This is a genomic window from Streptosporangium saharense (genome assembly GCF_014203715.1).
In the GTDB taxonomy this organism is placed as follows: domain Bacteria; phylum Actinomycetota; class Actinomycetes; order Streptosporangiales; family Streptosporangiaceae; genus Streptosporangium; species Streptosporangium saharense.
Map to the genome: position 1 here is coordinate 325,600 of NZ_JACHJP010000005.1, position 22,235 is coordinate 347,834.

The 22,235-nt window shown below is 69.1% G+C and carries 20 protein-coding genes; 5 read left to right on the forward strand and 15 right to left on the reverse strand.

Going from position 1 to position 22,235, the window contains the following annotated elements; all coding sequences use genetic code 11:
* Positions 1-17 precede the first annotated feature (17 nt).
* Positions 18-422 carry a DUF7144 family membrane protein gene (locus FHS44_RS24580; protein ID WP_184718563.1) on the forward strand — a complete coding sequence of 135 codons (405 nt, stop codon included), beginning with the start codon at positions 18-20 and terminating at the stop codon, positions 420-422.
* On the opposite strand, the gene FHS44_RS24585 is transcribed toward FHS44_RS24580, so the two are convergent.
* The 8 genes from FHS44_RS24585 to FHS44_RS24620 form a co-directional block, all read right to left on the reverse strand.
* Positions 367-1,017, reverse strand: a complete 651-nt coding sequence (locus FHS44_RS24585; RefSeq protein WP_184718565.1) for a TetR/AcrR family transcriptional regulator — start codon at positions 1,015-1,017, stop codon at positions 367-369. The two genes, FHS44_RS24580 and FHS44_RS24585, sit on opposite strands and share 56 nt — an antisense overlap.
* A 32-nt stretch (positions 1,018-1,049) precedes the next feature.
* Positions 1,050-2,246 (reverse strand): cytochrome P450, encoded by a 1,197-nt coding sequence (locus tag FHS44_RS24590; RefSeq protein ID WP_184718567.1) that lies wholly within the window; start codon positions 2,244-2,246, stop codon positions 1,050-1,052.
* A gap of 419 nt (positions 2,247-2,665) precedes the next feature.
* A complete protein-coding gene (locus FHS44_RS24595) occupies positions 2,666-3,271 on the reverse strand; it encodes a hypothetical protein (RefSeq protein ID WP_184718569.1) in 606 nt (201 codons plus the stop codon).
* 198 nt (positions 3,272-3,469) lie between these two features.
* Positions 3,470-3,676, reverse strand: a complete 207-nt coding sequence (locus tag FHS44_RS24600) for a DUF397 domain-containing protein (protein ID WP_184718571.1) — start codon at positions 3,674-3,676, stop codon at positions 3,470-3,472.
* The gene (locus FHS44_RS24605) at positions 3,667-4,494 is read right to left on the reverse strand and encodes a helix-turn-helix domain-containing protein (protein WP_312863797.1); all 828 of its coding nucleotides are present in this window, start codon (positions 4,492-4,494) and stop codon (positions 3,667-3,669) included. The genes FHS44_RS24600 and FHS44_RS24605 overlap by 10 nt, the downstream gene beginning before the upstream one ends.
* Positions 4,495-5,049: 555 nt before the next feature.
* Positions 5,050-5,523, reverse strand: coding sequence for a GNAT family N-acetyltransferase (locus FHS44_RS24610; protein ID WP_184718575.1), 474 nt, complete (start codon positions 5,521-5,523; stop codon positions 5,050-5,052).
* Between the two features lie 144 nt (positions 5,524-5,667).
* Positions 5,668-6,288, reverse strand: a complete 621-nt coding sequence (locus FHS44_RS24615; protein WP_184718577.1) for a hypothetical protein — start codon at positions 6,286-6,288, stop codon at positions 5,668-5,670.
* Between the two features lie 120 nt (positions 6,289-6,408).
* Positions 6,409-6,837: a MarR family winged helix-turn-helix transcriptional regulator gene (locus FHS44_RS24620; protein WP_184718579.1), complete on the reverse strand. Its 429-nt coding sequence runs from the start codon at positions 6,835-6,837 to the stop codon at positions 6,409-6,411.
* A gap of 178 nt (positions 6,838-7,015) precedes the next feature.
* Between FHS44_RS24620 and ilvA the strand changes: the two genes are divergently transcribed.
* Positions 7,016-8,224, forward strand: coding sequence for a threonine ammonia-lyase (gene ilvA / locus FHS44_RS24625; RefSeq protein ID WP_184718581.1), 1,209 nt, complete (start codon positions 7,016-7,018; stop codon positions 8,222-8,224).
* 12 nt (positions 8,225-8,236) lie between these two features.
* On the opposite strand, the gene FHS44_RS24630 is transcribed toward ilvA, so the two are convergent.
* The 3 genes from FHS44_RS24630 to hppD all read right to left on the reverse strand — a co-directional run bounded on the left by FHS44_RS24630 (position 8,237) and on the right by hppD (position 11,618).
* Positions 8,237-9,700 carry a M1 family metallopeptidase gene (locus FHS44_RS24630; RefSeq protein ID WP_184718954.1) on the reverse strand — a complete coding sequence of 488 codons (1,464 nt, stop codon included), beginning with the start codon at positions 9,698-9,700 and terminating at the stop codon, positions 8,237-8,239.
* Between the two features lie 83 nt (positions 9,701-9,783).
* Positions 9,784-10,356, reverse strand: coding sequence for an RDD family protein (locus tag FHS44_RS24635; RefSeq protein WP_184718584.1), 573 nt, complete (start codon positions 10,354-10,356; stop codon positions 9,784-9,786).
* Between the two features lie 152 nt (positions 10,357-10,508).
* Positions 10,509-11,618 carry a 4-hydroxyphenylpyruvate dioxygenase gene (gene hppD / locus FHS44_RS24640; protein ID WP_184718586.1) on the reverse strand — a complete coding sequence of 370 codons (1,110 nt, stop codon included), beginning with the start codon at positions 11,616-11,618 and terminating at the stop codon, positions 10,509-10,511.
* Positions 11,619-11,720: 102 nt separating this feature from the next.
* Between hppD and FHS44_RS24645 the strand changes: the two genes are divergently transcribed.
* Together FHS44_RS24645 and FHS44_RS24650 are read left to right on the forward strand one after the other, a co-directional pair.
* Entirely contained in the window at positions 11,721-12,200 is a 480-nt protein-coding gene (locus FHS44_RS24645; protein ID WP_184718588.1) for an Lrp/AsnC family transcriptional regulator, read from the forward strand.
* 102 nt (positions 12,201-12,302) lie between these two features.
* Entirely contained in the window at positions 12,303-14,552 is a 2,250-nt protein-coding gene (locus tag FHS44_RS24650) for a transglycosylase domain-containing protein (protein ID WP_312863798.1), read from the forward strand.
* A 9-nt stretch (positions 14,553-14,561) separates the two neighbouring features.
* Here the strand turns inward: FHS44_RS24650 and FHS44_RS24655 are convergent, their stop codons facing one another.
* The 3 genes from FHS44_RS24655 to FHS44_RS24665 form a co-directional block, all read right to left on the reverse strand.
* A complete protein-coding gene (locus tag FHS44_RS24655) occupies positions 14,562-16,547 on the reverse strand; it encodes a thioredoxin domain-containing protein (protein ID WP_184718590.1) in 1,986 nt (661 codons plus the stop codon).
* A 55-nt stretch (positions 16,548-16,602) separates the two neighbouring features.
* On the reverse strand, positions 16,603-17,817 hold the full coding sequence (locus tag FHS44_RS24660; protein ID WP_184718592.1) for a pyridoxal phosphate-dependent aminotransferase: 1,215 nt from the start codon (positions 17,815-17,817) through the stop codon (positions 16,603-16,605).
* A gap of 85 nt (positions 17,818-17,902) precedes the next feature.
* Positions 17,903-20,593: a M4 family metallopeptidase gene (locus FHS44_RS24665; protein WP_184718594.1), complete on the reverse strand. Its 2,691-nt coding sequence runs from the start codon at positions 20,591-20,593 to the stop codon at positions 17,903-17,905.
* 285 nt (positions 20,594-20,878) lie between these two features.
* Here FHS44_RS24665 and FHS44_RS24670 point away from each other — a divergent pair, with 285 nt between their 5' ends.
* Positions 20,879-22,018 carry a hypothetical protein gene (locus FHS44_RS24670; RefSeq protein WP_184718596.1) on the forward strand — a complete coding sequence of 380 codons (1,140 nt, stop codon included), beginning with the start codon at positions 20,879-20,881 and terminating at the stop codon, positions 22,016-22,018.
* On the opposite strand, the gene FHS44_RS24675 is transcribed toward FHS44_RS24670, so the two are convergent.
* Positions 22,013-22,204: a hypothetical protein gene (locus FHS44_RS24675; RefSeq protein ID WP_184718598.1), complete on the reverse strand. Its 192-nt coding sequence runs from the start codon at positions 22,202-22,204 to the stop codon at positions 22,013-22,015. The genes FHS44_RS24670 and FHS44_RS24675 overlap by 6 nt on opposite strands.
* Positions 22,205-22,235 lie beyond the last annotated feature (31 nt).

Consider the following 22,235-nt stretch of genomic DNA (forward strand, 5'->3'; position numbering starts at 1 on the left):
ATATGGCACAGCACCATATGGCACACAACACGCGGGTGACGGGCTGGATCGGCTGGATCTGGTTCGCGGGCGTGGTCATGATCGTGGACGGCTTCTTCAACGCAATCTCCGGCCTGTACGCGATCTTCAACAACGATCTCTACGTGCAGATCCGCGACAAGCTGCTGGTGCTCAACCTCACCGGATGGGGCTGGGTCCACCTCATACTCGGGATCCTGCTCGTGGTCGTCGGTATCACCCTGCTGATGGGCCAGTCGTGGGCGCGGGTGGCGGCCATCGTCCTGGTGGCGGTCAACGCCATCACCCAGATGGCCTGGCTCGCGGCCAATCCGTGGTGGTCCATCGTCGTCATCGCGGTCGACGTCGTCATCCTGTACGCGCTGATCGTGCACGGGCGCGAGGCCGCCGCTCTGCGGGACTGACCGCGGCTCCCGTGCCGGAGGACTCCGTGGGCGGGGGCAGCGGTTCGTCCGAGGGGCGGGTCCCGTCGAGCAGGAGCGCCAGATATCTCCGGTGACCGTCGAGACCCGGCGGACCGACCGTGGCCAGCGTCATCACCACCATCGCCGCCAGGTCGCGGACCAGCAGGTCGGCGCGGACCAGCCCGCGCCGCTGGGCCTCGGCGAGCACGTCGCCGAGCGGCGCGGCGAACCGTTCGGAGATGGCCTCGGTGAACGCGCCCGCCTCCCGCGCCGCGGTGAGCAGGGCCCGGTGCGAGGCCATCGTGTCCACGATGGCGCCCAGCGCCCCGGCGAGCCCCTGACGCGGGTCGGCGGCCGTGCGGGCCGCCAGCGCGTGCGGCTCGACCTCCTCGGCGAAGTAGGTCTCGAAGCACGCCCTGATCACGCCGTCACGGTCGCCGAACCGCCGGTAGACGGTGGCGATCCCGACCCCGGCCCTGCGGGCGATCTCCTCAAGGGGCACGGCGGCGCCGCCCTCACGAAGGGCCGTGATCGCCGCCCTGACGATCCTGTCGGAGTTGCGCAGGGCATCGGCTCTGTGTCGTTGCTCTGGCACACGTCGAACGCTAGCAGTCCGGATGCGGACGGTTACCAGGCGACCTGCAGCGAGGTCAGGCCGTACACCACGTGGAAGGGGCGGAAGTGCGCCTCGGGATCGACGACGCGCAGCCCGGGGAAGCGCCGCAGTAGCGCCGGGAAGGCGACCCGCATCTCCATCCGCGCCAGCGGGGCGCCCAGGCAGTGGTGCACGCCGTGCCCGAAGGCCATGTGGCCGTACGCGCCCCGGGTGATGTCCAGCCGTTCCGGATCGGGCACGAACGCGGGGTCGCGGTTGGCCGCGGGCAGGGAGCACATCACCAGCTCGCCCGGCTCGATGACCTGTCCCGCGACCTCGACCTTCGTCGTCGCGACCCTGAAGCTGCCCGAGTGGACGATGCTGAGCCAGCGCATCAGCTCCTCGATCGCCGCCTCGACGCGCTCGGGCTCCCTGCTGAGCAGGTCGAGCTGGTCGGGGTGGCGCAGCAGGGCCAGCGTGCCGATGCCCAGCATGTTGGCCGTGGTCTCGTGGCCTGCGACCAGCAGCAGGCTGCCGATGCCCGCCAGCTCGTCGTCGCCCAGCTCGTCGCCGTGCTCGCGCACCAGCATGCCGAGCAGTTCCTCGCCCGGGTCGGCCTTGACGCGGGCGACCAGCTCGGCCATGTACTGCCGCGACTCGCGCTGGGCCGCGATCCGCTCCTCCGGCTCGATGGACAGGTCGAGCAGCCTGCCGGTCCTGCGCTGGAAGTCCTCCCGGTCGGCGTACGGCACGCCGAGCAGCTCGCAGATGACCAGCGAGGGGATCGGCAGCGCGAACGAGGAGACCAGATCGACCGGGGACCCGGCCTTCTCCATCGTGTCCAGGTGGTCCTCGACGATGCGCGTGATGCGGGGTTCGAGCCTGCGCATCCGGCGCAGCGTGAACTCCGGCGTCAGGATCCGGCGCAGCCGGGTGTGCTCGGGCGGGTCGAAGGCGAGCAGGTTGCCCGCGCGCAGCCTGGCCTTCTCCGCCTCGGTCCGGTACGGATCACCGGGCACGGGATAGTGGCTCTGCCAGTCGTTGCTGAACCGCTCGGCGTCCCCGAGCACCATGCGAACGTCCTCGTAGCGGGTCACCAGCCAGGCGTCGAATTCCAGCGTCGTCGTGATACGCCTTATGCCCTCCTCGTCCCGCAGTTTCTCAAGCTCGGGAGCGGGATCGAACCCCGCCCGCCACATGTGCAACGGCAGCGCCTTGGACCCGGTCATGCGACCCCCCGGACGATTCACCTTCCGACCGTTCTGTTCCTTCCCAAAAAAACGATAGCAACCTATCGCTTAGTTGCAAAGAATTCCTACTAGGTCGTACGGCAGTGCCAGATTTCGCCATAAATAGGGGTTCGTGTGGTTTCGAGGGGGGTGTGGTGGTTTGTGGGGAGAAAACGTTCTCCTGGAGGGCGAGTGCCGGCCGTACAGTGCCGTGGTTTGATGTGATTTTTGGGCTTATGGGGGATATGGCTCTGATGCGGGTCTTGGCGTGATGATTCGGGAAGTGGTTATTGGAACGTGACAAATCTTGATATGTCGCCTGATGTGGTGGAAACCGGCGTGGCGAGGGCATGCGCCGACGCCGGTCCACCTGCGGAGAGCAAGATTCTGCCTGTCGCCCTGAGCGGGGCTGCGGAATTTCAGTCGGGACCCGCGAGACGGGACACGTCGGTGATGAAACTGACCTTCGTCTCGCCGAAAGTGGCGGTGACGTGCCAGCAACCGAGGTGGGGAAGCGGCAGCGAGATGGGCTGCACGCCGGGCACCGGATAGGGGCCGGGGCTCTCTCCCCGCACGGTCTCACCGGTCTTCGTCGCGACGGCCTCGACCGTCAGCGCCTCGTCGTGGTCACGCCACCACACCGTCCTGAGGGTCACGATCCCGCCGGAACGCTTGTAGGCGGTGTCCGTCGTGTCGAGCAGCGTCCACAGGCCGCCCGCGCCGTACCAGTCGTCCGGATTCAGCTGCTCCTGCCGGAACTGCTCGTTCACGTCCGGCGGCATCTCACCCCGGCTGCGCAGCTTGGTCACCGCGCACCCCTTGGCCTTCTTCTTGGGCAGGTCGGGACCCACCGTCGCCTCGGGCCTGGGGAAGGGCGACGACGGCGCGGAGACCGAGTTGGACAGGGAAGGCGGCGGCGGGGACGACGGCGTCAGCGGGGGGATCTGGGCGCTCACGGTGCCACGGCCGCACGCGGAGAGCGTCGCCAGCAGCACGAGGGCGCCCGCGACCCGGCTCCCGCGCATCAAGTGAGCCGGTCGAGCTTGGGGGCCCCGGTGCGCCCTGTTCCACTTCCTCCGGGGAATGAGGACTTTCGCCATGCGGTGGTGCTCAGGTCCATTCCTGTTTACCTTCCTCTGGCATGAGGTGACACCGGTCCCCGCACCGCGGGCCGGGGACCGGTGTCATCCGACGCGTCGTCCTGTGACTATTGGGAAAAGACCTTAGACCAACCGGTCGAACCTGCCGGTTTTTACGCCTTCGACGAACGTACGCCATTCGGCGCCGGTGAACAGAAGGCTGGGCCCGCCGGGGTTCTTGCTGTCGCGCACCGCCGTACCGCCCGGCAGGCCGGCGGCGACCTCGACGCACTGGCCACCGTTTCCGCCGGAGAGCGAGGACTTTCGCCACGCGGCGGTGCTCAGGTCCATTCCTTTTTCACTTCCTCGATCATGCGGAGGGATGCGTGCTCAGGATAGGCCCACAGCCGTATGGCTTCATAGCGGTTCCAGATGGAGGTGACCGTGTCGCGCTCGGAGGAAACCCGCCCATCTGCCGAAGAATCCACATGGACGATGTCCGGATCACCGTTCGGTAGTTTTGCGATCATGAAAGCGCCGAGCATTCCCGGCAGGCATTCCGGAGCCACGAGCTGAAGGGAAACCGAGGGGCGCCGCACCGCGTCGAGCAGGTGGTCGAGCTGCTCCCGCATCACCTCGGGGCCGCCGACCGGGCGGCGCAGCACCCCCGTGTCCATGAGGACCAGCAGCGAGGGAGGGTGCCGCTGGTCGAGGATCTGCTGCCTGCGCAGGCGGGCCTGGACGCGCTCGTCCACCTCGGCGACGGTGATCCTCGGCTCCAGACTGAAGATCCGTCGCGCGTAGGCCTCGGTCTGCAGCAGCCCGGGGATCAGCAGCGGGTCCCAGGAGTGCAGGGCCAGCGCGTTGGGCTCGATCTCCTCGACCCAGCCCATGAACCACTTCGGGCCACCCGGCCTGGCCATGATCCGCCGGTGCAGGCCGACGAAGTGCTGCCTGTCCGCCAGGTTGAAGATCTGGTCCAGCTTCTCCGCGTCCGCCCGCGACGGGGTGCGGGTGGCCATCTCCAGCCTGCTGATCTGGGTCTGCGTGCATCCGAGCCGGGCGGCGACGGCGGACTGGGACAGGTGCGCCGCCTCCCGCAGCCGCCGCATCTCCATACCGAAACGTACCCGGGGAGAGCCGGGATCATGGGCCGGGACGCTACCCATGCCGGCCCCCACGGGCCGTGGGCGCCCCGGCGTCGGGCGGGGAACGAAAACCAGACCGGGAAAACCAATCAACTGTCATTGTCCTGCCCACTCTGACCTCGAAAGCAGTCGTCAAATCATCCATGACTCGTTGTGAGGGAGACGGCACCAGGTGTTTTCACACCCGGTTCCCGCCGGATGGAACATGACCGGCACGGCAATTTTTCACTTCTGAGCCATGCTTATTCAAGGCACCAGAAGAGGCGAATCCGCATCAACGCGCTCCTGCCGGTGCCCCTCATTCATCCAGTACGGCACGCGGTGGCGACAGCGAGCCCCGTCGGCGGAAGAGCTGCTCAAAGCCGAGAGGAGGGACCGTCATCCGTGGAGCTGGGGACGGGCGACGGACAGGGCGGCGCCGTACGGCGGGCACGTCCACGCGACCGGATCAGTCCGACGGATTCGATGTCGAACTCTGTCAACCCGCCATTCCCCCTCGGATTCGCGGAACGCTTACGAAAAAGAGGGGATGCTGTCTTTTGTGACGCCTGACCAAACCCCCGATCCAGGCACCGGTCAGAGCATCGGTTTGCTCAGCCGTACGTCCTCCTCGGTGAAACCCAGGGCGCGGTAGAAGGCGCGTGCGCGGAGGTTGGCGGCGCCCGTTTCCAGGGTCATGTGATGTAGGCCGCGTGCGCGGGCCCACGATTCCGCCATACCGACAAGGGCGCCTCCCACGCCCGTGCGCTCCGCGTCGGGGGCGACCACGAGTTCCCCGACGTAGGCGTCCCGCTGGCCGGTGAAGTGGGTGCGGGTGGTCACGGTGACGAACCCCGCGACACGGCCTTCGCGAACCGCCACGAACGTCCCGTGATCGTCGGCGTGCTCCAGGGAGGTGCACTCCAGGGAGGCGGTCACCCAGCCGAGGACGGCGGCGGCCACGGCGTCGGGGTCCCGCCAGGGCGCGACCCCCTCGGTCAGCCGGTGGGCCAGCGCGAGCACGGCGTCGCGATCTTCGGGGAGGTAGGGCCGGATGATGAGTCCGCTCATGATCGGCATCATGACACCGCGACCAGGCATGAAAAAACCGCTGGAGACCGGACTTTCCAGCGGGGGTGGTGACCGCGCGCGCCGGGTTCGGGACCTGTGGGGGCTGTCCGGAACCCTGGCGAGCGGCGGGTCAGGCTGAGGGGCTCAGCTTGGCTTGTAGAGCTGGATCTCGGCGTTCTGCGGCAGGCCGAACACCTTGCGGCCCTCGACCTGGTTCTCCTCGCTCAGCGCGGCGAAGCCGGTCTCGCTGATCTCCAGGGCCCGGGGAGCCGCCTCGGCGGAGAACATCTCCCGCACCGAGGAGCGCAGCAGGTCGCCCTCCAGAGCCTCCTGGATGTCGAGAACCCGGTAGGTCTCACCGGTCGCCTCGACGGTCAGCAGCGAGAGGTTCTTGTACTGGCTGCTGGCCAGGAGTTTCTGCCCGACCTTGGCGTACTCCTCACACGAGGCGGCGATGCCGACCAGTTGCTGGCTCTCGCTCTTCTGCCGAACCTCGATGAGGTTCTCGTGACAGATCATCTTCGGCTTGAGCTCGGGCTTCAGCGCGGCCAGGACCTGCGGCTTCTCACGCTTGGGGTCGGCTATCTCGAGGTACTGGTCGACGGCCTGGAGCAGGGACGCACGCGTCTTCTGGCCGACGACGACGACCGGCTCACGCGCGAGGCCCGTCGAGTCCGGCTCCTGTAACTGCCAGATCATCCAGCCCGCGACACCGAGAACGAGCACGCCGCCGAGAATGCCCGACGCGAGGGGGAGCGATTTCATCGCACGATGATTGCTTATCCGCCACCCAGCGTCCATAGGCCCGGAACAGGCCGTTAGCCACCGATCCTCCTGTCTTGACGGTTGACCTGAAGCAAGGTCGAGATTCAACGGCGGACGCGGTCAGCCGGGGAGTCTGGAGAGCAGGGCGCGCAGGGCACGCAGCTCCTCCTCGTCGAGTTCGAGCAGCTCGGGGGGTGTCGTGTTCATCTCCCTGGTCATCTCGTTCTTCGTCGTCACGCCCAGCGGGGTCAGGACCACGAGCCTGACGCGCCGGTCCTGGGGGTGCGGGCGCCGTTCCGCCATGTGCAGGCGTTCGAGCCGGTCCACGGTCCAGGTCGCGGTCGAGGCGTCACAGCTCCACTCGGCCGCCAGCTCCTTCATGGTGCGGCCGGTCTCCCCGTCGAGGGAGTCCAGCGCCTTGGCCTCGGTGGGGGTCAGTCCGAGTTCGGCGATCACGGCGTCCCTGCGGGGCCGGGTGTGCATGATGAATCCGAACATGCTGCGCCACACCTGCTCGGCGACGGTGGTCTTGTCACTGTCGTCTGCCATGTGCCGAGCATACTGACGCGAGGACAGGTATTTAAGCGATCAAACTATTTGATAGATCGGTTATTTTGATTTGTCCAAGTTTTTCCGTGTACGGCACGGCCCCCGACTGGCGAACCGAACGCGACGTCCTCCGGCGCCGTGAGGAGTGAAGTCGCCCGACGGTGGCAGGATGTCCCGCATGTCAGACCGTCAGGTGACCTACGACGACGTGGTCGCCGCCCGTGAACTGCTGGCCGACGTCGCCCTGCGCACCCCACTGCTGCACTCGCACGTGCTCTCCGCGACCATCGGCGGCCCCGTGTACTTCAAGTGCGAGAACCTCCAGCGCTCCGGGTCGTTCAAGGTGCGCGGCGCCTACGTCAGGATCGCGGGCCTGAGCGAGGAGGAACGGGCGCGGGGCGTGGTCGCGGCCAGCGCGGGCAACCACGCCCAGGGCGTCGCGCTCGGCTCCGGCCTGGTCGGCACCTCCTCGACGGTCTACATGCCACAGGGCGCGCCCCTGCCCAAGGTGGCGGCCACTCTCTCGTACGGCGCGCGGGTCGTCTTCGCGGGCAGCACCGTGGACAGCGCCCTGACCAGCGCCGTCGAGCACGCCGAACGGACGGGGGCCGTGTTCATCCACCCCTTCGACCACCCGGACGTCATCGCCGGGCAGGGCACCATCGGGCTGGAGATCCTGGAACAGCTTCCCGAGACGGGCACGATCGTGGTCTCCCTCGGTGGGGGCGGGCTGGCGGCCGGGGTCGCGCTCGCGGTCAAGTCGCTGCGGCCCGGCGTACGGGTCATCGCGGTCCAGGCCGAGCGGGCCGCCGCCTACCCGGCCTCGCTGGCCAGGGGCGAGCCGGTCACGATCCCGCCCGCGACGACCATGGCGGACGGCATCGCGGTCGGCAGGCCGGGGGAGCTGCCCTTCGAGCTGATCCACTATCTGGTGGACAGCGTCGTCACGGTCTCCGAGAGCGAGATCTCCCAGGCGCTGCTGCTGTGCCTCGAACGCGCCAAGCAGGTCGTCGAGCCCGCGGGCGTGGCGGGGGTGGCCGCGATCCTGGCCCATCCCCACGTGTTCGAGCCGCCCGTGGTCGCGGTGCTCTCCGGGGGCAACATCGACCCGCTGCTGCTGTCGAAGATCCTCAGGCGGGGCCTGGCGGCGGCCGGACGCTATCTGACCCTGCGGGTCCCGCTGCCCGACCGCCCCGGGGAACTGGCCAACCTGCTGGCCAAGCTGGCCGGGCTCGGCGCGAACGTGCTGGACATCGCGCACGAGCGGCTCGGGGTGCACCTGGGCGAGGCCGAGGTCCAGCTACAGCTGGAGACCAAGGGCCCCGCCCACTCGGACGAGGTGCTCGGGTCCCTGCGCGAGGGCGGCTACAAGGTCGTCTGCGACTGACCCCGGAGCCTCCTACCAGGTGGTCGGCTTCTTCGCGGTGAACAGCCACGCGTCGAAGAGGCCGTCGAGCTGCTTGCCCGAGATCCGCTCGGCCAGCGCCACGAACTCGGGGGTCGTGACGTAGCCGTACCGGTGCTCGGCGTTCCAGGTCTTCAGCAGTTTGAAGAACGCCGGGTCGCCGATCCGCTGCCTGAGGGCGTGCAGCGTCATGGCGCCCCGGGTGTAGACCGAGTCGTTGAACAGGTCGTCCGGCTTGGCGCGGCCCGGGGCGTACTTCCAGATGGCGGCGCCGGAGTCGACCGCGTAGCGGTTACGGAAGATCCGCTCGGCGCTGGCGTTGCCCTTGTGCTCCGACCAGAGCCACTCGGCGTAGGTGGCGAACCCCTCGTTGAGCCACAGGTCCTTCCAGCGCCTGATGCTGAGGCTGTCGCCGAACCACTGGTGGGCCAGTTCGTGGGCGATGACGTCGTCACCGGGGTTGAAGCCGCCGTACATCGGCTTCGTCTGGTTCTCCAGGGCGTAGCCCGCGGGGAAGTCGTCGATCACGCCACCGGTCGAGGAGAACGGGTAGGGGCCGAACACCTTGCTCCAGTACTCGGTGATCCTGCCCGACTGGTTGTACAGCTCGTTGAGCGAGCCGCTGTAGCGCGGATCGACGGCCGCGAAGTTCTTGATGCCCGAGGCCGTCTTCCCCTCGCGCAGCTCGAACCTGCCCATCGTCACGGTGGCGAGGTAGCTCGCCATCGGGTGGCTCTCCCGCCAGGTGTAGGTCGTCTTCCCGCCCTGGGTGACCGGGCTGCCGACCTGCTCGCCGTTGGCCAGCGCGGTCACGCCCTCGGGGACGGTGATCTCGAAGTCATAGCGCGCCTTGTCCGCCGGGTGGTCGTTGCCGGGGAACCAGGTTCGCGCGCCGTTGGGCTCGCTGGTCACGAACGCGCCGTCCGAGGTGGGGATGAACCCGTACGTCCCGAGATTGGGGGAGTTGCGCACCGGCTTCGGCTGCCCCGCGTAGGTGACCTCGACGGTGAAGGCCGACCTGTCGGGGATCGTCCTGGACGGGGTCACGACGAGTTCGTCCCCCGAACGGGAGAAACGCGCGGCGGCGCCGTTCACGGTGACCTTGCCGACCGTGAAGCCGGACAGGTCGAGGTCGAACCTGGACAGGTTCTGGGTCGCCTTCGCCTCGACGGTCGTGACGCCGGAGAGATGCTTCCTCTCCGGGTCGTATTCGATCTTGAGACGGTAGTGGCCGACGTCGTAGCCACCGTTGCCGTCGTTGGGGAAGTCGGGGTCGCCGATACCGGCCGCCCCCGCCCTGCCCTGGTGCTGTTCGACGGCCACCTCGTCGCCGGGTGCCGAGCCGTCGGCGACGGCCGTGGTCGCGCCGCTGTCCCCCCGCGACGCCGAGCACCCCGTGGCGCCGATTGTTCCGATGAGCACCGCGGTCGCCACGACGGCGAGCCTGCCGGACGCCATGATCACGAATCCCCCTCCCGCGCCCGGTCGCACCGGGCGTTCTGGTCGCACACTACGCGAGCGAGACGGGGGACCTCGGACGATCAGGTATCCACGACCAGAGTCTTGGCCGCCATGTCGTGGAGAGCTTGTTTGCGTCTGGTGAAGAGGATGAAGGCGAGGTTGACCCATCCCAGGCAGCAGGTGGCGTAGAGCACCCACGCGACCAGCTCGCGGATCGCGGCCTGCCCGACGCCGACCCTGCGCCCGCTGATGTCGGTCACCCGCAGCCCGAACAGCTTCTTGCCCACGGTCTTGCCGTCCCAGAAGGCGGTCAGCAGCCAGTAGTAGAGGAAGCCGATCACGCTCGCCAGCAGGGTGTGCTGCACGGGGACCTGGACGAAGACGCCCTTCTTGGTGTCCCACACGCTGTTGAACGACTGGTAGGTGAAGGGCGAGGAGATGATCCCGACGATGATGATGTCGAGGATTCCGGCGAACAGCCGGCGCCAGCGCCCGCCGAGCCTGAGCGGTGGCCCGGCGCCGTACCCCGGATACTCGGGCCCCGGAGGTCCCGATCCGTGCCTCGGGTCGTACGGCCCGGCGGAGTGCCCGGAGCCCGGTGGCTGGTCGGACCAGGAGGAAGGCCCTGAGTTGTCCGATGGCGATGATCCCATAAGTCGTGAATCACCGCATACCAGCTATCCCAAAGCCAAGGGGAGTTACAAATTACCCCTCAAGCCCCGTATAGCCACAGATCACACTCCCGGCCACCCGGGCGCCCGCGTGTTCTCGCGGGACGCCCGGGGACGGATCGGCCAGGGGAGGGTCAGAGGTTGCCGCGAAGGTCCTGCTCGCGCTCGATCGCCTCGAACAGCGCCTTGAAATTGCCCTTGCCGAAGCCGAGCGAGCCGTGCCGCTCGATCAGCTCGAAGAACACAGTCGGGCGGTCCTGGACCGGCTTGGTGAAGATCTGCAGCAGGTAGCCGTCCTCGTCGCGGTCCACGAGGATCTTGCGCTTCTTCAGCTCCTCGATCGGCGCCCTGACCTGGCCGATACGGGCCCGCAGCTCGGGGTCGTCGTAGTAGGAGTCGGGCGTGTCGAGGAACTTCACCCCGGCCTCGCGCATGTAGTCGACGGCCGCCAGGATGTCGTTGGTGGCCAGCGCGATGTGCTGCACGCCGGGTCCGCCGTAGAACTCCAGGTACTCGTCGATCTGCGACTTCTTCTTGGAGATCGCGGGCTCGTTGAGCGGGAACTTCACCTTGCGGCTGCCGTCGGCGACCACCTTCGACATCAGCGCCGAGTACTCGGTCGCGATGTCGTCACCGATGAACTCCGCCATGTTGGTGAAGCCCATGATCCGGCCGTAGAAGTCGACCCACTCGTCCATCTTGCCGAGTTCGACGTTGCCCACGCAGTGGTCGACGGCCTGGAAGACCCGGCCGTTCTTGACCTCGGGCGCCGGGACGATCGGCTCAGCCGCGGCGTAGCCGGGAAGGTAAGGACCGCTGTAGTTGGACCGGTCGACCAGGGTGTGCCGGGTCTCGCCGTAGGTGGCGATGGCCGCGAGCACGACCTTGCCGTGGTCGTCCTCGACCGTGTGCGGCTCGACGAGGCCCGTGGCGCCCCGGGAGACCGCGCCGTGGTAGGCCGCCTCGACGTCCGGGACCTCGATGGCCAGGTCGATCACGCCGTCTCCGTGCTCCGCCACGTGCCGGGCGACTCCGGTGCCTGGCCGTACGGCTCCGCGGAACTCGAAGCGAGCGCTTCCTGAGGTGAGGACATAGGCCACCTCTTCGCGGCTGCCGTTCTCCGGCCCGCGATAGGCCACCAGCCGCATGCCGAAGGCGCTTGAGTAGTAGTGGGCGGCCTGCTTGGCGTTGCCGACGGCGAAGACCACGGCGTCCATGCCGTTCACGGGAAAGATGTCGCTCATGCGGATACTGTCCGTTTTGATGGGCTGGTTGTGCAAGAGTTAGCTTGTTTAGTGGACAACATGCGCAATCGGCCGCCGCTCCCGTAGGAGTCTCTGTACACAATGACGATTGATCACCTTGATGCGCGGCTCATCGCGCTGCTCGCCGCCGAACCGAGGCTGGGCGTCCTGGAGTGCTCACGGCGGCTCGGGGTGGCCAGGGGAACGGTCCAGGCCCGCCTCGACCGGATGGCCGCCAGGGGCGTGATCACCGGATACGGCCCCGACGTGGACCCCGCGGCCCTCGGCTACGTCGTGACGGCGTTCGTCACCCTGCAGATCCGCCAGATCAGCGGACACGTCCCCGTCGCCGACCAGCTCGCCGCCATCCCCGAGGTGCTGGAGGTCCACACGATCACCGGTGGCGATGACATGCACTGCCGGGTCGTGGCCCGCAGCAACGCCGACCTGCAACGGGTGATCGACCTGATCGTCGAGGTCCACGGCGTGGTCAGGACCTCCTCGGTCATCGCCTTGGACACACCCGTGCCATACCGGGTCCTTCCTTTGGTGGCCGACGCCCCACGCCAGGCGAAGGGCTAGCCGTACTATCCCAAGCAAGGCTCAGACACCGTTATGCATCGTTTACCCTTACGGTTCCGTGCGGCCGGCGGGGGGTCGGCCGCGAACGGGACAGGGGGACGCGTGCTCAAGGACCGAGCGAGGGCGGGCAGGACCGGGCCCAGGAGAAGGCTCCTGAAGATCGCTCTCATCGCCTTCGGCGCCCTCGTGCTCTCCATGGTCGGCGCCTTCGCGCTCGCCTGGGCGATGACGCCGATCCCCGGCAGCACCCAGCCGCAGGCGACCGCCCAGGGATCGGTGATCTACTACCGCGACGGCAAGACCGTGCTGGCCAGGCAGGGCGTCAACCGCAAGCGCGTGCCGCTCGACCAGGTTCCTGAGCACGTCAGGAACGCCGTCATCGCCGCGGAGAACCGCTCCTTCTACCAGGACCAGGGCATCTCCCTCACCGGTACCGTCCGTGCCATGTGGTCGACGCTGACCGGCCAGCAGCTCCAGGGCGGCTCGACGATCACCCAGCAGATGGTCCGCAACTACTACAGCGGTCTGAGCCAGGAACGTTCCATTGTCCGCAAGCTCAAAGAGATCATGATCTCTCTGAAGGTGGACCAGTCGAAGTCGAAGGACTGGGTGCTTGAGCAGTACCTCAACACGATCTACTTCGGCCGCAACGCCGACGGCATCCAGGCCGCGGCCGACGCCTACTTCCGCAAGGACGTCAGCAGGCTGACCGTCGCCGAGGGCGCCTACCTCGCCGCCGTGATCCAGCAGCCCTCCCGGTTCGCCAACCCCGAGGGAGCCGACCTCGACGCGGCCAGGGCCCGCTGGCGCTCGGTGGTCGACGGCATGCGGCTGACCGGCGCCCTCACCGCGGAGCAGGCGGCGACGACCCTGTTCCCCCCGCTCAAGAAGCCCCGGCCGATCTTCGCCCCCAAGGGGCAGGAGGGCTACATGCTCGACCAGGTCGCCGCCGAGCTGAGGACCAGGGGATACACCGACGAGGACATCAACCAGGGCGGCCTGAAGATCGTCTCGACCTTCGACAAGGACCTGATGGCCGCCGCCGAGCGGGCCGTCACCTCCGTCCTGCCGGAGAGCACCCCCAAGGAGGTCCGCACCGGCCTGGCCGCCGTCGATCCGGAGAACGGCGAGGTCGTCGCCTTCTACGGCGGGCGTGACTGGAGGAAGCAGCCCTACGACAACGCCTTCGGCGCCAAGGTCCAGGCGGGCTCGACCTTCAAGGCGTACACGCTGGCCGCGGCCCTGGACAGCGGCCTCGGCCTCGACACCCGGGTGGACGGCAACTCCCCGCTGCGGATCACCACAGACGGCGAGGGCATTCCCAACTCCGGCGGATACTCCTACGGGCAGATCAACCTGGTCAAGGCGACGCAGAGCTCGGTCAACACCGCCTTCGTGGACCTCGGGCAGAAGGTCGGCCTGGACAAGGTCGTCGAGACCGCGGAGAAGGCGGGCATCCCCGCCGACCAGCTCGCCCCGCACAGCTCGGCCGCCACGCTCCCGCTGGGCGTCGCCTCGGTGAGCGCCGTGCAGAACGCCTCCGGCTTCGCCACCTTCGCCGCGGGAGGCGTCCACCACGAGGCCCACGTGATCCGCTCGATCACCGACGCGAACGGCAAGACCACCAGGATCGAGGCCAGGGGCAGCCGGGCCTTCGCCGAGCAGACCGCCATCGACGCCACCTACGCGCTGACCCAGGTCGTCACCGCCGGAACCGGCTCCGCCGCCCGCCTCTACGACCGCCCGGTCGCCGGGAAGACCGGCACCACAGACAGGTCGGCCTCGGTGTGGTTCGCCGGGTTCACCCCGCAGCTCGCGACGGCCGTGGACATGTTCCGCGACGACAACAAGCCGGTCGTCGTCGACGGCAGCGCCCTGTACGGCGGGACGTACCCGGCCCAGATCTGGCGCGCGTTCATGACGGAGGCGATGGAGGGCAAGCCGGTCAAGGAGTTCGCCGAGCCGTCCAACTACGGCTACTCCAACTACGGCGACACCTACCGCTCGGACACCGACGACGACGCGGGGGACGGCACCCAGGACGAGACGGTCGCGCCGCCCCGGCGATCCGAGGCGACGACGCCCCCGGTCCCCGACGACACCTCCGAGCCCGACGGCACGGACGAGGGACCGGACGGCGACGGCCCCGGCACCGGCGACGGCGGCAACGGCCCGGGCAACAACCAGGGCAACGGCAACGGCAACGGTTCAGGCAACGGCAAGGGGCCGGGCAACGGTTCGGGCAACGGGAAGAACAACGGCACTGATCAGGGCAACGGCGACGAGACGGGCATCGGCGGCAGGGACCAGGCTCCGGCCCAGGACAACGTCACCCAGTCCCGCCCGAACTAGACCCGGTTCCTAGGAGAGCAGTTCGGTCTTCAGCGCCGAGGGGGTCGTCACCGGCATCCTGCAGGTGAACCCCCGGCACACGTACGCCGCGGGAAGCCCCCCGACCAGCCCGCGCCCCTCAAGCAGCGGAACCCCCGCCGAGCCGGGCTCGCCGAGCGCGATGACCAGGCCGGGTACGGCCGACAGCAGGGCGGTCCTGTGCAGGGCCGTGGTCGCCGGGTCGCCCGCCGGGCCGACGACCGCGACCTCGATGGGCCCGGCGAGGGCGGCCTGCGCGACCGCGAGCCCCCACCCGGCGAAGCGCGCGTGCTTACCCGCCAGGACGGTCACCGTGCCCAGGGCCTCCTCGGCCGCCTGCCTGTGCCTGATCGAGCCGGTCAGGGCGGCGTAGGTCAGCAGCGCCCCCGCGGCGGCGAACTGGCCGGACGGGGTCGCGTTGTCCGTGGGGTCCTGCGGACGCTGGAAGAGCCGCTCGGCGTCGTCAGCGGTGTCGTAGAACCCGCCGGAGCCGTCGGAGAAGCGGTCGAGCACCGCGTCGAGCAGGGTGCCCGCCCGGTCGAACCAGCGGGTCTCGCCGGTCACGCCGTACAGGGTGAGCAGCCCCTCGGCCAGGTCGCCGTAGTCCTCAAGGACCCCGGCGTTGCTCCCCGCCCTGCCGTCGCGCGAGGTGCGCAGCAGCCGGTCGCTGTCCAGGTGGAGGTCGTCGATCAGCGTGGCCGCGGCCCGTGCCGCCTCGACCAGGTCGGCCCGCCGGAAGACGGCTCCGGTCTCGGCGAGCGCGGCGACGGCCAGGCCGTTCCACGCGGCCACGACCTTGTCATCCCTGCCGGGCCGTACGCGACGGCCCCTGGCGGCCAGCAGTCTGGCGCGGACGTCGGCGAAACGCTCGTCGTCGTCGGGGTCGGCGGGCAGCTGCAGGACCGAGGTGCCGTGCTCGAACGTCCCGGTCACGTCGAACAGGCCGATCGCCCAGGCGCCGTCCTCCTCGCCGAGGACCTCGCGGACCTCCTCGGGCGTCCAGACGTAGAACTTCCCCTCGACGCCCTCGCTGTCGGCATCCAGGGCGGAGGCGAAGCCGCCCTCGGGGGTGCGCATCTCGGCCAGTAGCCAGTCGGCGGTCTCCAGCGCGACCCGCTTGGCCAGGACGGAGCCCGTCAGGCGCCACCAGTGGGTGTAGACCCGCAGCAGCAGCGCGTTGTCGTAGAGCATCTTCTCGAAGTGCGGTACCACCCAGTCGGCGTCCACGCTGTAGCGGGCGAACCCGCCCGCGAGCTGGTCGTAGATGCCGCCCCTGGCCATGGCCTCAAGCGTCCGCTCGGCCATCACGACCGCGGCCTCCTCGCCGGGAGGCGTCTTGGCGGCGGCGCCGTACCTGAGGAGGAACTCCAGCGCCATCGACGGCGGGAACTTCGGCGCGCCGCCGAACCCGCCGCGCACCGGGTCGAAGGAGCGGCCGAGCGTCTCGACGGCCTCGGCGAGCGTCCTGGCCGTGGGCAGCGGTCCCGTGGGCAGCGCGCTGCGCTCGTTCAGCGCCTCGACGATCGTCGAGCTCTGCCCGACGACCGTCTCCCTGTCGCCCTCCCAGGCGTTGGAGACCCCGGCGAGCAGCCGCTGGAAGTGCGCCTTCGGGAAGTAGGTCCCGGTGTAGAAGGGGTGGCCGTCCGGGGTGGCGAAGACCGTCATCGGCCAGCCGCCCTGACCGGTCATGGCCTGGGTCGCCGCCATGTAGACCGCGTCCACGTCGGGCCGCTCCTCACGGTCCACCTTCACGTTGACGAACCGCTCGTTCATCATCGCCGCGGTGGCCGGGTCCTCGAACGACTCGTGAGCCATGACATGACACCAGTGACACGCCGAATACCCCACGGAGATCAGCAGCGGCACATCCCGGCGCCGGGCCTCGGCGAAGGCGTCCTCACCCCATTCGAACCACTCGACGGGGTTGTCGGCGTGCTGCAGCAGGTAGGGGCTGGTCGCGTCCTTCAGCCGGTTCATAAGACCTCTCCTGCCCGGGCCCCGTCTGGCCGTTCCCCTCCACCCTAGACCGGAGCTACTGACGGTAGGTGGACAGGAAGCCGCTGAGGCGGCTGATGGCGTCTTCGAGGTCGTCGGCGTGTTGGAGGGTGACCAGGCGGAAGTGGTCGGGGCTCGGCCAGTTGAAGCCGGTGCCCTGGACGATGAGGAGTTTCTCCCGTTCGAGCAGGTCGAGGGCGAAGCGGACGTCGTCGACGATCGGGTAGACCTCGGGGTCGAGCCTGGGGAAGACGTACAGCGCGCCCAGCGGCTTGACGCAGCTCACCCCGGGGATGTCGTTGAGCAGCTTCCACGCGCGGTCGCGCTGCTCGCACAGGCGGCCGCCGGGCCGTACGAGATCGTCGATGCTCTGGTGGCCGCCCAGGGCGGCCTGGATGGCGTGCTGGCCGGGGACGTTGGGGCACAGGCGCATGTTGGCCAGGATGTCGAGGCCCTCGATGTAGGACGAGGCCCGCTCCCGGGGACCGGAGAGCACCATCCAGCCGGAGCGGTAGCCGCACACCCGGTAGGTCTTCGACAGGCCGGAGAAGGTCAGGCAGAACAGGTCGGGGGCCAGCGCCGCGATCGAGGTGTGGACGGCGCCGTCGTAGAGGATCCGGTCGTAGATCTCGTCGGCGAGGACGACGAGACCGTGCCTGCGGGCCAGTTCGGCGAGGCCTTCGAGCAACCGGGGCGGGTAGACCGCGCCCGTCGGGTTGTTCGGGTTGATGATCACCAGGGCCTTCGTCCTGTCGGTGATCTTCGCGGTGATGTCGTCGAGGTCGGGCAGCCAGTCGGCGCTCTCGTCGCAGACGTAGTGGACGGGGGTGCCGCCGCTGAGCGAGACCGCGGCCGTCCACAGCGGGTAGTCCGGGGAGGGGACGAGCACCTCGTCGCCGTTGTTGAGCAGCGCCTGCATCGCCATCACGATCAGCTCGGAGACGCCGTTGCCGAGGTAGACGTCCTCCACGTCGAGATCGCGGAAGCCGTGCCCCTCGTAGTGCTGCACGACGGCCCTGCGGGCGCTCAGGATGCCCTTGGAGTCGCCGTAGCCGTGCGAGACCGGCAGGTTGCGGATGACGTCCTGCAGGATCTCCTCGGGAGCCTCGAAGCCGAAGGGAGCCGGGTTGCCGATGTGCAACTTGAGGATGTGGTGACCCTGGGACTCCAGCTCTGCCGCGCGCTTCGGTACAGGACCGCGGATGTCGTAGCAGACGTTGGTCAGCTTGTCGGACTGCCGTACGTACATCATCACACTTTAACGGCGGATCCATCTGATACCGCCCATGGAACCGCTCACCGGGCGCCCCCGCGTCCGGTGAACGGTCCGGTACGGCTCACGCGGCCCGGCAGGTTCCCCTCGGGTGAGCCCGGGTCGCGAGGTCGACCTGGGCCGCGGTGCCGTCGATCCAGATCACCCTGCTGCCCTCGACCGCCGCGAACTGTGCCTGCTCGCCCCGGTTACAGGTGACCCGTACGGCCTTGCCGCCCCTGGCGGGGATCTGCGTGATCTTGGGCAGGTTCTCGTTGGTGACCACCGTCAGGTCGGGATAGACGCTGTAGGTGATGGCCGTGTCCGTGGCGTCCATGTCCAGCAGCTCCGGCGCCGTGGCGTCGTCGGGGGTGAGCGCGACCGGGGAGCTGCCGTCGGCGTTGGCGCGCATGATGCCCTGGAGGCCGTCCTGCTGGGCGTCCTGGAGCCAGAACAGGGAGGTGCCGGTCAGCACAGGGCCGATCACCAGCCCGATCACGTTGGGCGGGCTCTGCGGGGCGGGCAGGTCCGTCTCCTGGCCCGTGGCGAGGTCACGGGTGGTGATGACCATGCGGCGGGGGCCGCCCTCCCACAGGTACAGCTTGATGTAGGCGAGCCGTCCCTTGCTGAGCGACGGCGCCCTGCTGTAGATCCCGGCCTGCGGCGTCACGTTGACCGGGGCGGCCTCGCCCTTCTTGACCCACAGGTCGTAGCCGCCCGTCGCGGAGTCCCAGACCGAGTAGGCGACGGTGTCGCCCTCGACCGCCGCGTTGAGCACGTCGCCGTCGCCCTCGTAGACCAGCCGCTGCGGCCGGGAGCGGTCGAGCGGCCTGGCCCACACCTGGGTCTTCCAGCCGTCCGCCGTCTCCGCGTAGGTGATCCACGCCGCGTTCCTGCCGTCCGTCACGGGGTCGTAGACCGACAGCTCGCTCGGCGCCGAGAGCCGCTCGACCTTGCCGCCACGAACCTTGCCGGTGTAGACGGCGCTGGGGGCCGTCAGGTCGGCCGAGGAGTTGGTGACCACGTAGCGCTCACCCGCCGCGTCCGGCTGGGCGTAGTAGTCGGTGATGCCGCGCAGCAGGACGTCGTGGTCGGTCGCGACGCGGTGCTCCCAGCCGTTCCTGATGCCGTGGGCGTCGAAGGCCCGCGCGACCACCAGCAGGTCACGCGCGCCGAGCCGGGACCGTACGGCCGCCGCCAGCACGGCCCGCCTGCCGTCGGTGAAGTCGTCGAGCGGGGTCATGTACTCCGACAGGGCCTTGAGCACGATCTTGTCGGCCTTCGCGCCGAGCTTCTCGCGGATGTCCCACAGCGCGCCGCTGAAGATCGTCGAGTTGAGGTGGACGCCCGCGCTGTCGATCCGGCCGGTCGCGTCCACGTAGTCGTCGGCGGCGACGCGCCCGTCGTTGAGGTCCCGGAAGGCGCACTGACGCGGTGTGCCGGTACGGCAGAGCGACTCGCCGAGCAGTCCCGCGTCGGGGCCCGCCGGGTCGATCCCCTCGGCCTCGACCTGGATGGCGTTGCCGAAGTAGTCGGCGATGCCCTCGTTCATCGCGCCGGACTGGCCGAAGTAGACCAGGTTGGCGGTGTGCTCGACCACGCCGTGGGTCATCTCGTGGCCGACCACGTCCAGCGCCGAGGCCAGCGAGTAGTACTGCTCGCCGCCCCCGCCGTAGACCATCTTCGTGCCGTCCCAGAAGGCGTTGATGTACGGCTCGCCGTAGGAGGTGACGTTGACGACCGAGACCATCGAGCCGCCCCTGCCGTCGAGCCCGTCACGGCCGAGACGACGGTAGTACTCGTAGACCTGGCCCGCGCCCCAGTGCGCGTCCACCGCGCCGATCTGCGCGGCGGTGCCGGTGAAGGTCGGGACGTCGGAGGAGACGACGGGGGTGTCCTGCGGCAGGGTGCCCTGGAAGCGCGAGACGTCGCGTCCCTGCGCGTCGTAGGTGACGATCTCGCCCGTGGTGCCGTCCCACCGGGTGCGGTCGCGCAGTTCGTACTTGCCGTCGGCCCGCTGGTAGGCGTTGATCGGCACGGTCTTGTCGCGCACGGTCGTGCCGGTGGTGGTGATCGGTCCCTCGGCGGCGGTGCGGATCCGGTCGGAGGCGAACAGCGGGGTGCCGGTCCCGGCGTTGACGTAGACGTCGGTGAGCAGCGGCAGGTGCCTGCGCGTGTCGGTCCCGGCGACGGTCACCTTCCAGGCGAGCAGGCCCTTGCCGGTGGGGATGACGACGAGCCCGCCGGAGGTCGCGGTGAGCGTGTCCCTGCCACCGCCGTCACCGCCCGTCCGTGCCGCCGCCCGGGAGCGCGCGACGTCGAGGGCGAGCCTTTCCGGGAATTTCGGTGTGGTCGAAACATCCAGTTCGGTGAGGAACCGGCCGCCCGCTCCGGTGACCCGGTGGGCGTCGCCCTCCCTGGTCATCTGCACGAGGTAGTTGGCGCCGAACACGCGGATGCCCTGGTAGCGCTGCTCGAACCGGACGGTCTCGTCCGAGCCGTCACGGACCACGTCGACGGGGACCAGGTCGGTGTTCACGTCCGCGATGCCGTACCGGCCCTGGCGGAGGTGACGCCGGGCGACGGCGACGGGATCGCCGCCGACCGGGGCCTCGCTCAGGCCGCTGACCAGGGCGGGGGCGTCGGTTCCCGCGCGGGGCTCGACGGCGGGTGGATCGGCCGCGTGGGCGGGGGTGGCGGTCACGAGGGTCGCCGTGAGGGAGAGGATCACGGCGAGGGGTGTCGCCGCGGCGACGGTTCTGGGGGGTCGTAACACGGGTACTCCTGATGTCTCGAAGATCGCCGAGACTGATCAAAAGGCGATAATCATGATCTAACAGGAGTTTGGCAAAAAATCATGACTATTAGTCATGGCCGTGGTTTGATAGGTTAAAAGCCACTAATGAGGAATTCGCGCTTTCTCGATGGCTTTGCCGGGCGCCGGGGAAAAGCTTCCGGAGGGATGGGGTGAGGTGTCCCGCGGATCCCTCTTTGGACGCGGGGAGGAAGTTTACGGGGTGGGAGGTGTGTTCGCGCGGCTTCGCGCGTAGGCTCACTGGGCGTGGATCTCGACTACGTCTGTGTGCACGCGGGACGGCCCGCCTCCGAGCTGACCCGTCGTGACGTGGCCCGCGCGCTGCTCGCCGTACCCTCGGGAGTGGCTCTTGTGGCAGTCCCCGACCTGCGGCGGGCGCTGGCGGCGCTGGGCAACCCGCTGTCTCCCCCCTTCTGGGACTCGGCCAAGACGACGCTTGGCGCGATCGAGTCCGGCAACGCGACGGTCGGTGACGTGCAGCGATGGCTTGAGTCGACCGGTACGGAACCCCTCCTGCTCACCCGCAGCTTCTTCGTCTGGCCCGAGGAGGACGAACGGGGACCGATCGCCAGGGAGATGTTCCAGCGCCTGGTCACCTTCCTCGAAGAACGCGTCGCCGCCGGGGAGATCGACCCCGACGCGCTCGCGCGGCGGGACGAACGGGCCAGGGAGGCCTACGAGGACCTGCAGGAACGCTGGCTCAACGGCCCGCTGCCCGACGGGCGGGTGCCGGGGATCGCGGTGAGCGACGAGCAGGACGAGGAGCTGTTCGCGGCCTGGGACGAGGAGGAGGCGTTCGCGCTCGGCGAGCTGCGGCGCATCCTGTCCGAGCTGCCCGCCCCCGTACGGCCCGCCGCGGATCTGCGGGCGGCGTGCGTACGGCTGCGCGAGGTGCTGGCCGACCCCGGCTATCCGGGAAACGTGCTGCGGGCCTGCGCCGGTTATGAGGGGGAGCCGCTTCCCGCCGACGACGAGGAACTGTGGCTGAGCGTCACCGCGGGCATCGCGGGACCGGTCTCCGACCTGCCGGAGGACGACGACGTCCCCGAGGAGTTCGCCGACCTGGACGGTGACCTGAGCCACGAGGACGCGGTGCTGGCCGCGCTGTGCGCCATCCACCACGCCGACTGGCTGGCCGTGGTCGCGACGCTGGCCAGGCGGGGGCCCGGGGTGCTGGCCTCACCGGAGCGGATCGCCAGGTTCATCGCCGAGTCGGAGGACATCGACGTCCAGATGGACGACCCGGAGGACCTGGAGGCGGCCGAGACCCTGTTCAGCTCGGTGACGCCGCTGTGGGCCTGCCTGGGCATCGTGGACAAGAGCGAGGTGCTCACCCCGCTGGGGCGCTGGGGCCTGCCGAAGGCCCTTGAGCGCGCCTGGTCATGAGACCTGCTTGGCGCCGTCCCTGTCCTGCTGCCTCAGCTCGGCCTCGGACGGCACCTCGATCCTGGAGATCTGCCGCCGCATCGACTTGACGAGCAGGTAGAGGGCGAGTCCGAGCGCGGCCACCATCAGGAAGCCCAGCAGGCCGGGGCTGACCAGGTCGTTGAGAGAGTTCGGGTCTGTAGGCACCCTTCAAGTCTGCCACCCCGGCCCCGTGGTC

Coding starts and splice junctions, on each gene's coding strand:
- ilvA (WP_184718581.1), top strand. CDS start 7,016: ATGTCAGACCGTCAGGTGACCTACGACGACGTGGTCGCCGCCCGTGAA.
- FHS44_RS24600 (WP_184718571.1), bottom strand. CDS start 3,676: ATGGACCTGAGCACCGCCGCGTGGCGAAAGTCCTCGCTCTCCGGCGGA.
- FHS44_RS24580 (WP_184718563.1), top strand. CDS start 18: ATGGCACACAACACGCGGGTGACGGGCTGGATCGGCTGGATCTGGTTC.
- FHS44_RS24595 (WP_184718569.1), bottom strand. CDS start 3,271: ATGCGCGGGAGCCGGGTCGCGGGCGCCCTCGTGCTGCTGGCGACGCTC.
- FHS44_RS24660 (WP_184718592.1), bottom strand. CDS start 17,817: ATGATGTACGTACGGCAGTCCGACAAGCTGACCAACGTCTGCTACGAC.
- FHS44_RS24655 (WP_184718590.1), bottom strand. CDS start 16,547: ATGAACCGGCTGAAGGACGCGACCAGCCCCTACCTGCTGCAGCACGCC.
- FHS44_RS24615 (WP_184718577.1), bottom strand. CDS start 6,288: ATGAAATCGCTCCCCCTCGCGTCGGGCATTCTCGGCGGCGTGCTCGTT.
- FHS44_RS24630 (WP_184718954.1), bottom strand. CDS start 9,700: ATGGCGTCCGGCAGGCTCGCCGTCGTGGCGACCGCGGTGCTCATCGGA.
- FHS44_RS24605 (WP_312863797.1), bottom strand. CDS start 4,494: ATGGGTAGCGTCCCGGCCCATGATCCCGGCTCTCCCCGGGTACGTTTC.
- FHS44_RS24610 (WP_184718575.1), bottom strand. CDS start 5,523: ATGAGCGGACTCATCATCCGGCCCTACCTCCCCGAAGATCGCGACGCC.
- FHS44_RS24590 (WP_184718567.1), bottom strand. CDS start 2,246: ATGACCGGGTCCAAGGCGCTGCCGTTGCACATGTGGCGGGCGGGGTTC.
- hppD (WP_184718586.1), bottom strand. CDS start 11,618: ATGAGCGACATCTTTCCCGTGAACGGCATGGACGCCGTGGTCTTCGCC.
- FHS44_RS24645 (WP_184718588.1), top strand. CDS start 11,721: ATGACGATTGATCACCTTGATGCGCGGCTCATCGCGCTGCTCGCCGCC.
- FHS44_RS24635 (WP_184718584.1), bottom strand. CDS start 10,356: ATGGGATCATCGCCATCGGACAACTCAGGGCCTTCCTCCTGGTCCGAC.
- FHS44_RS24620 (WP_184718579.1), bottom strand. CDS start 6,837: ATGGCAGACGACAGTGACAAGACCACCGTCGCCGAGCAGGTGTGGCGC.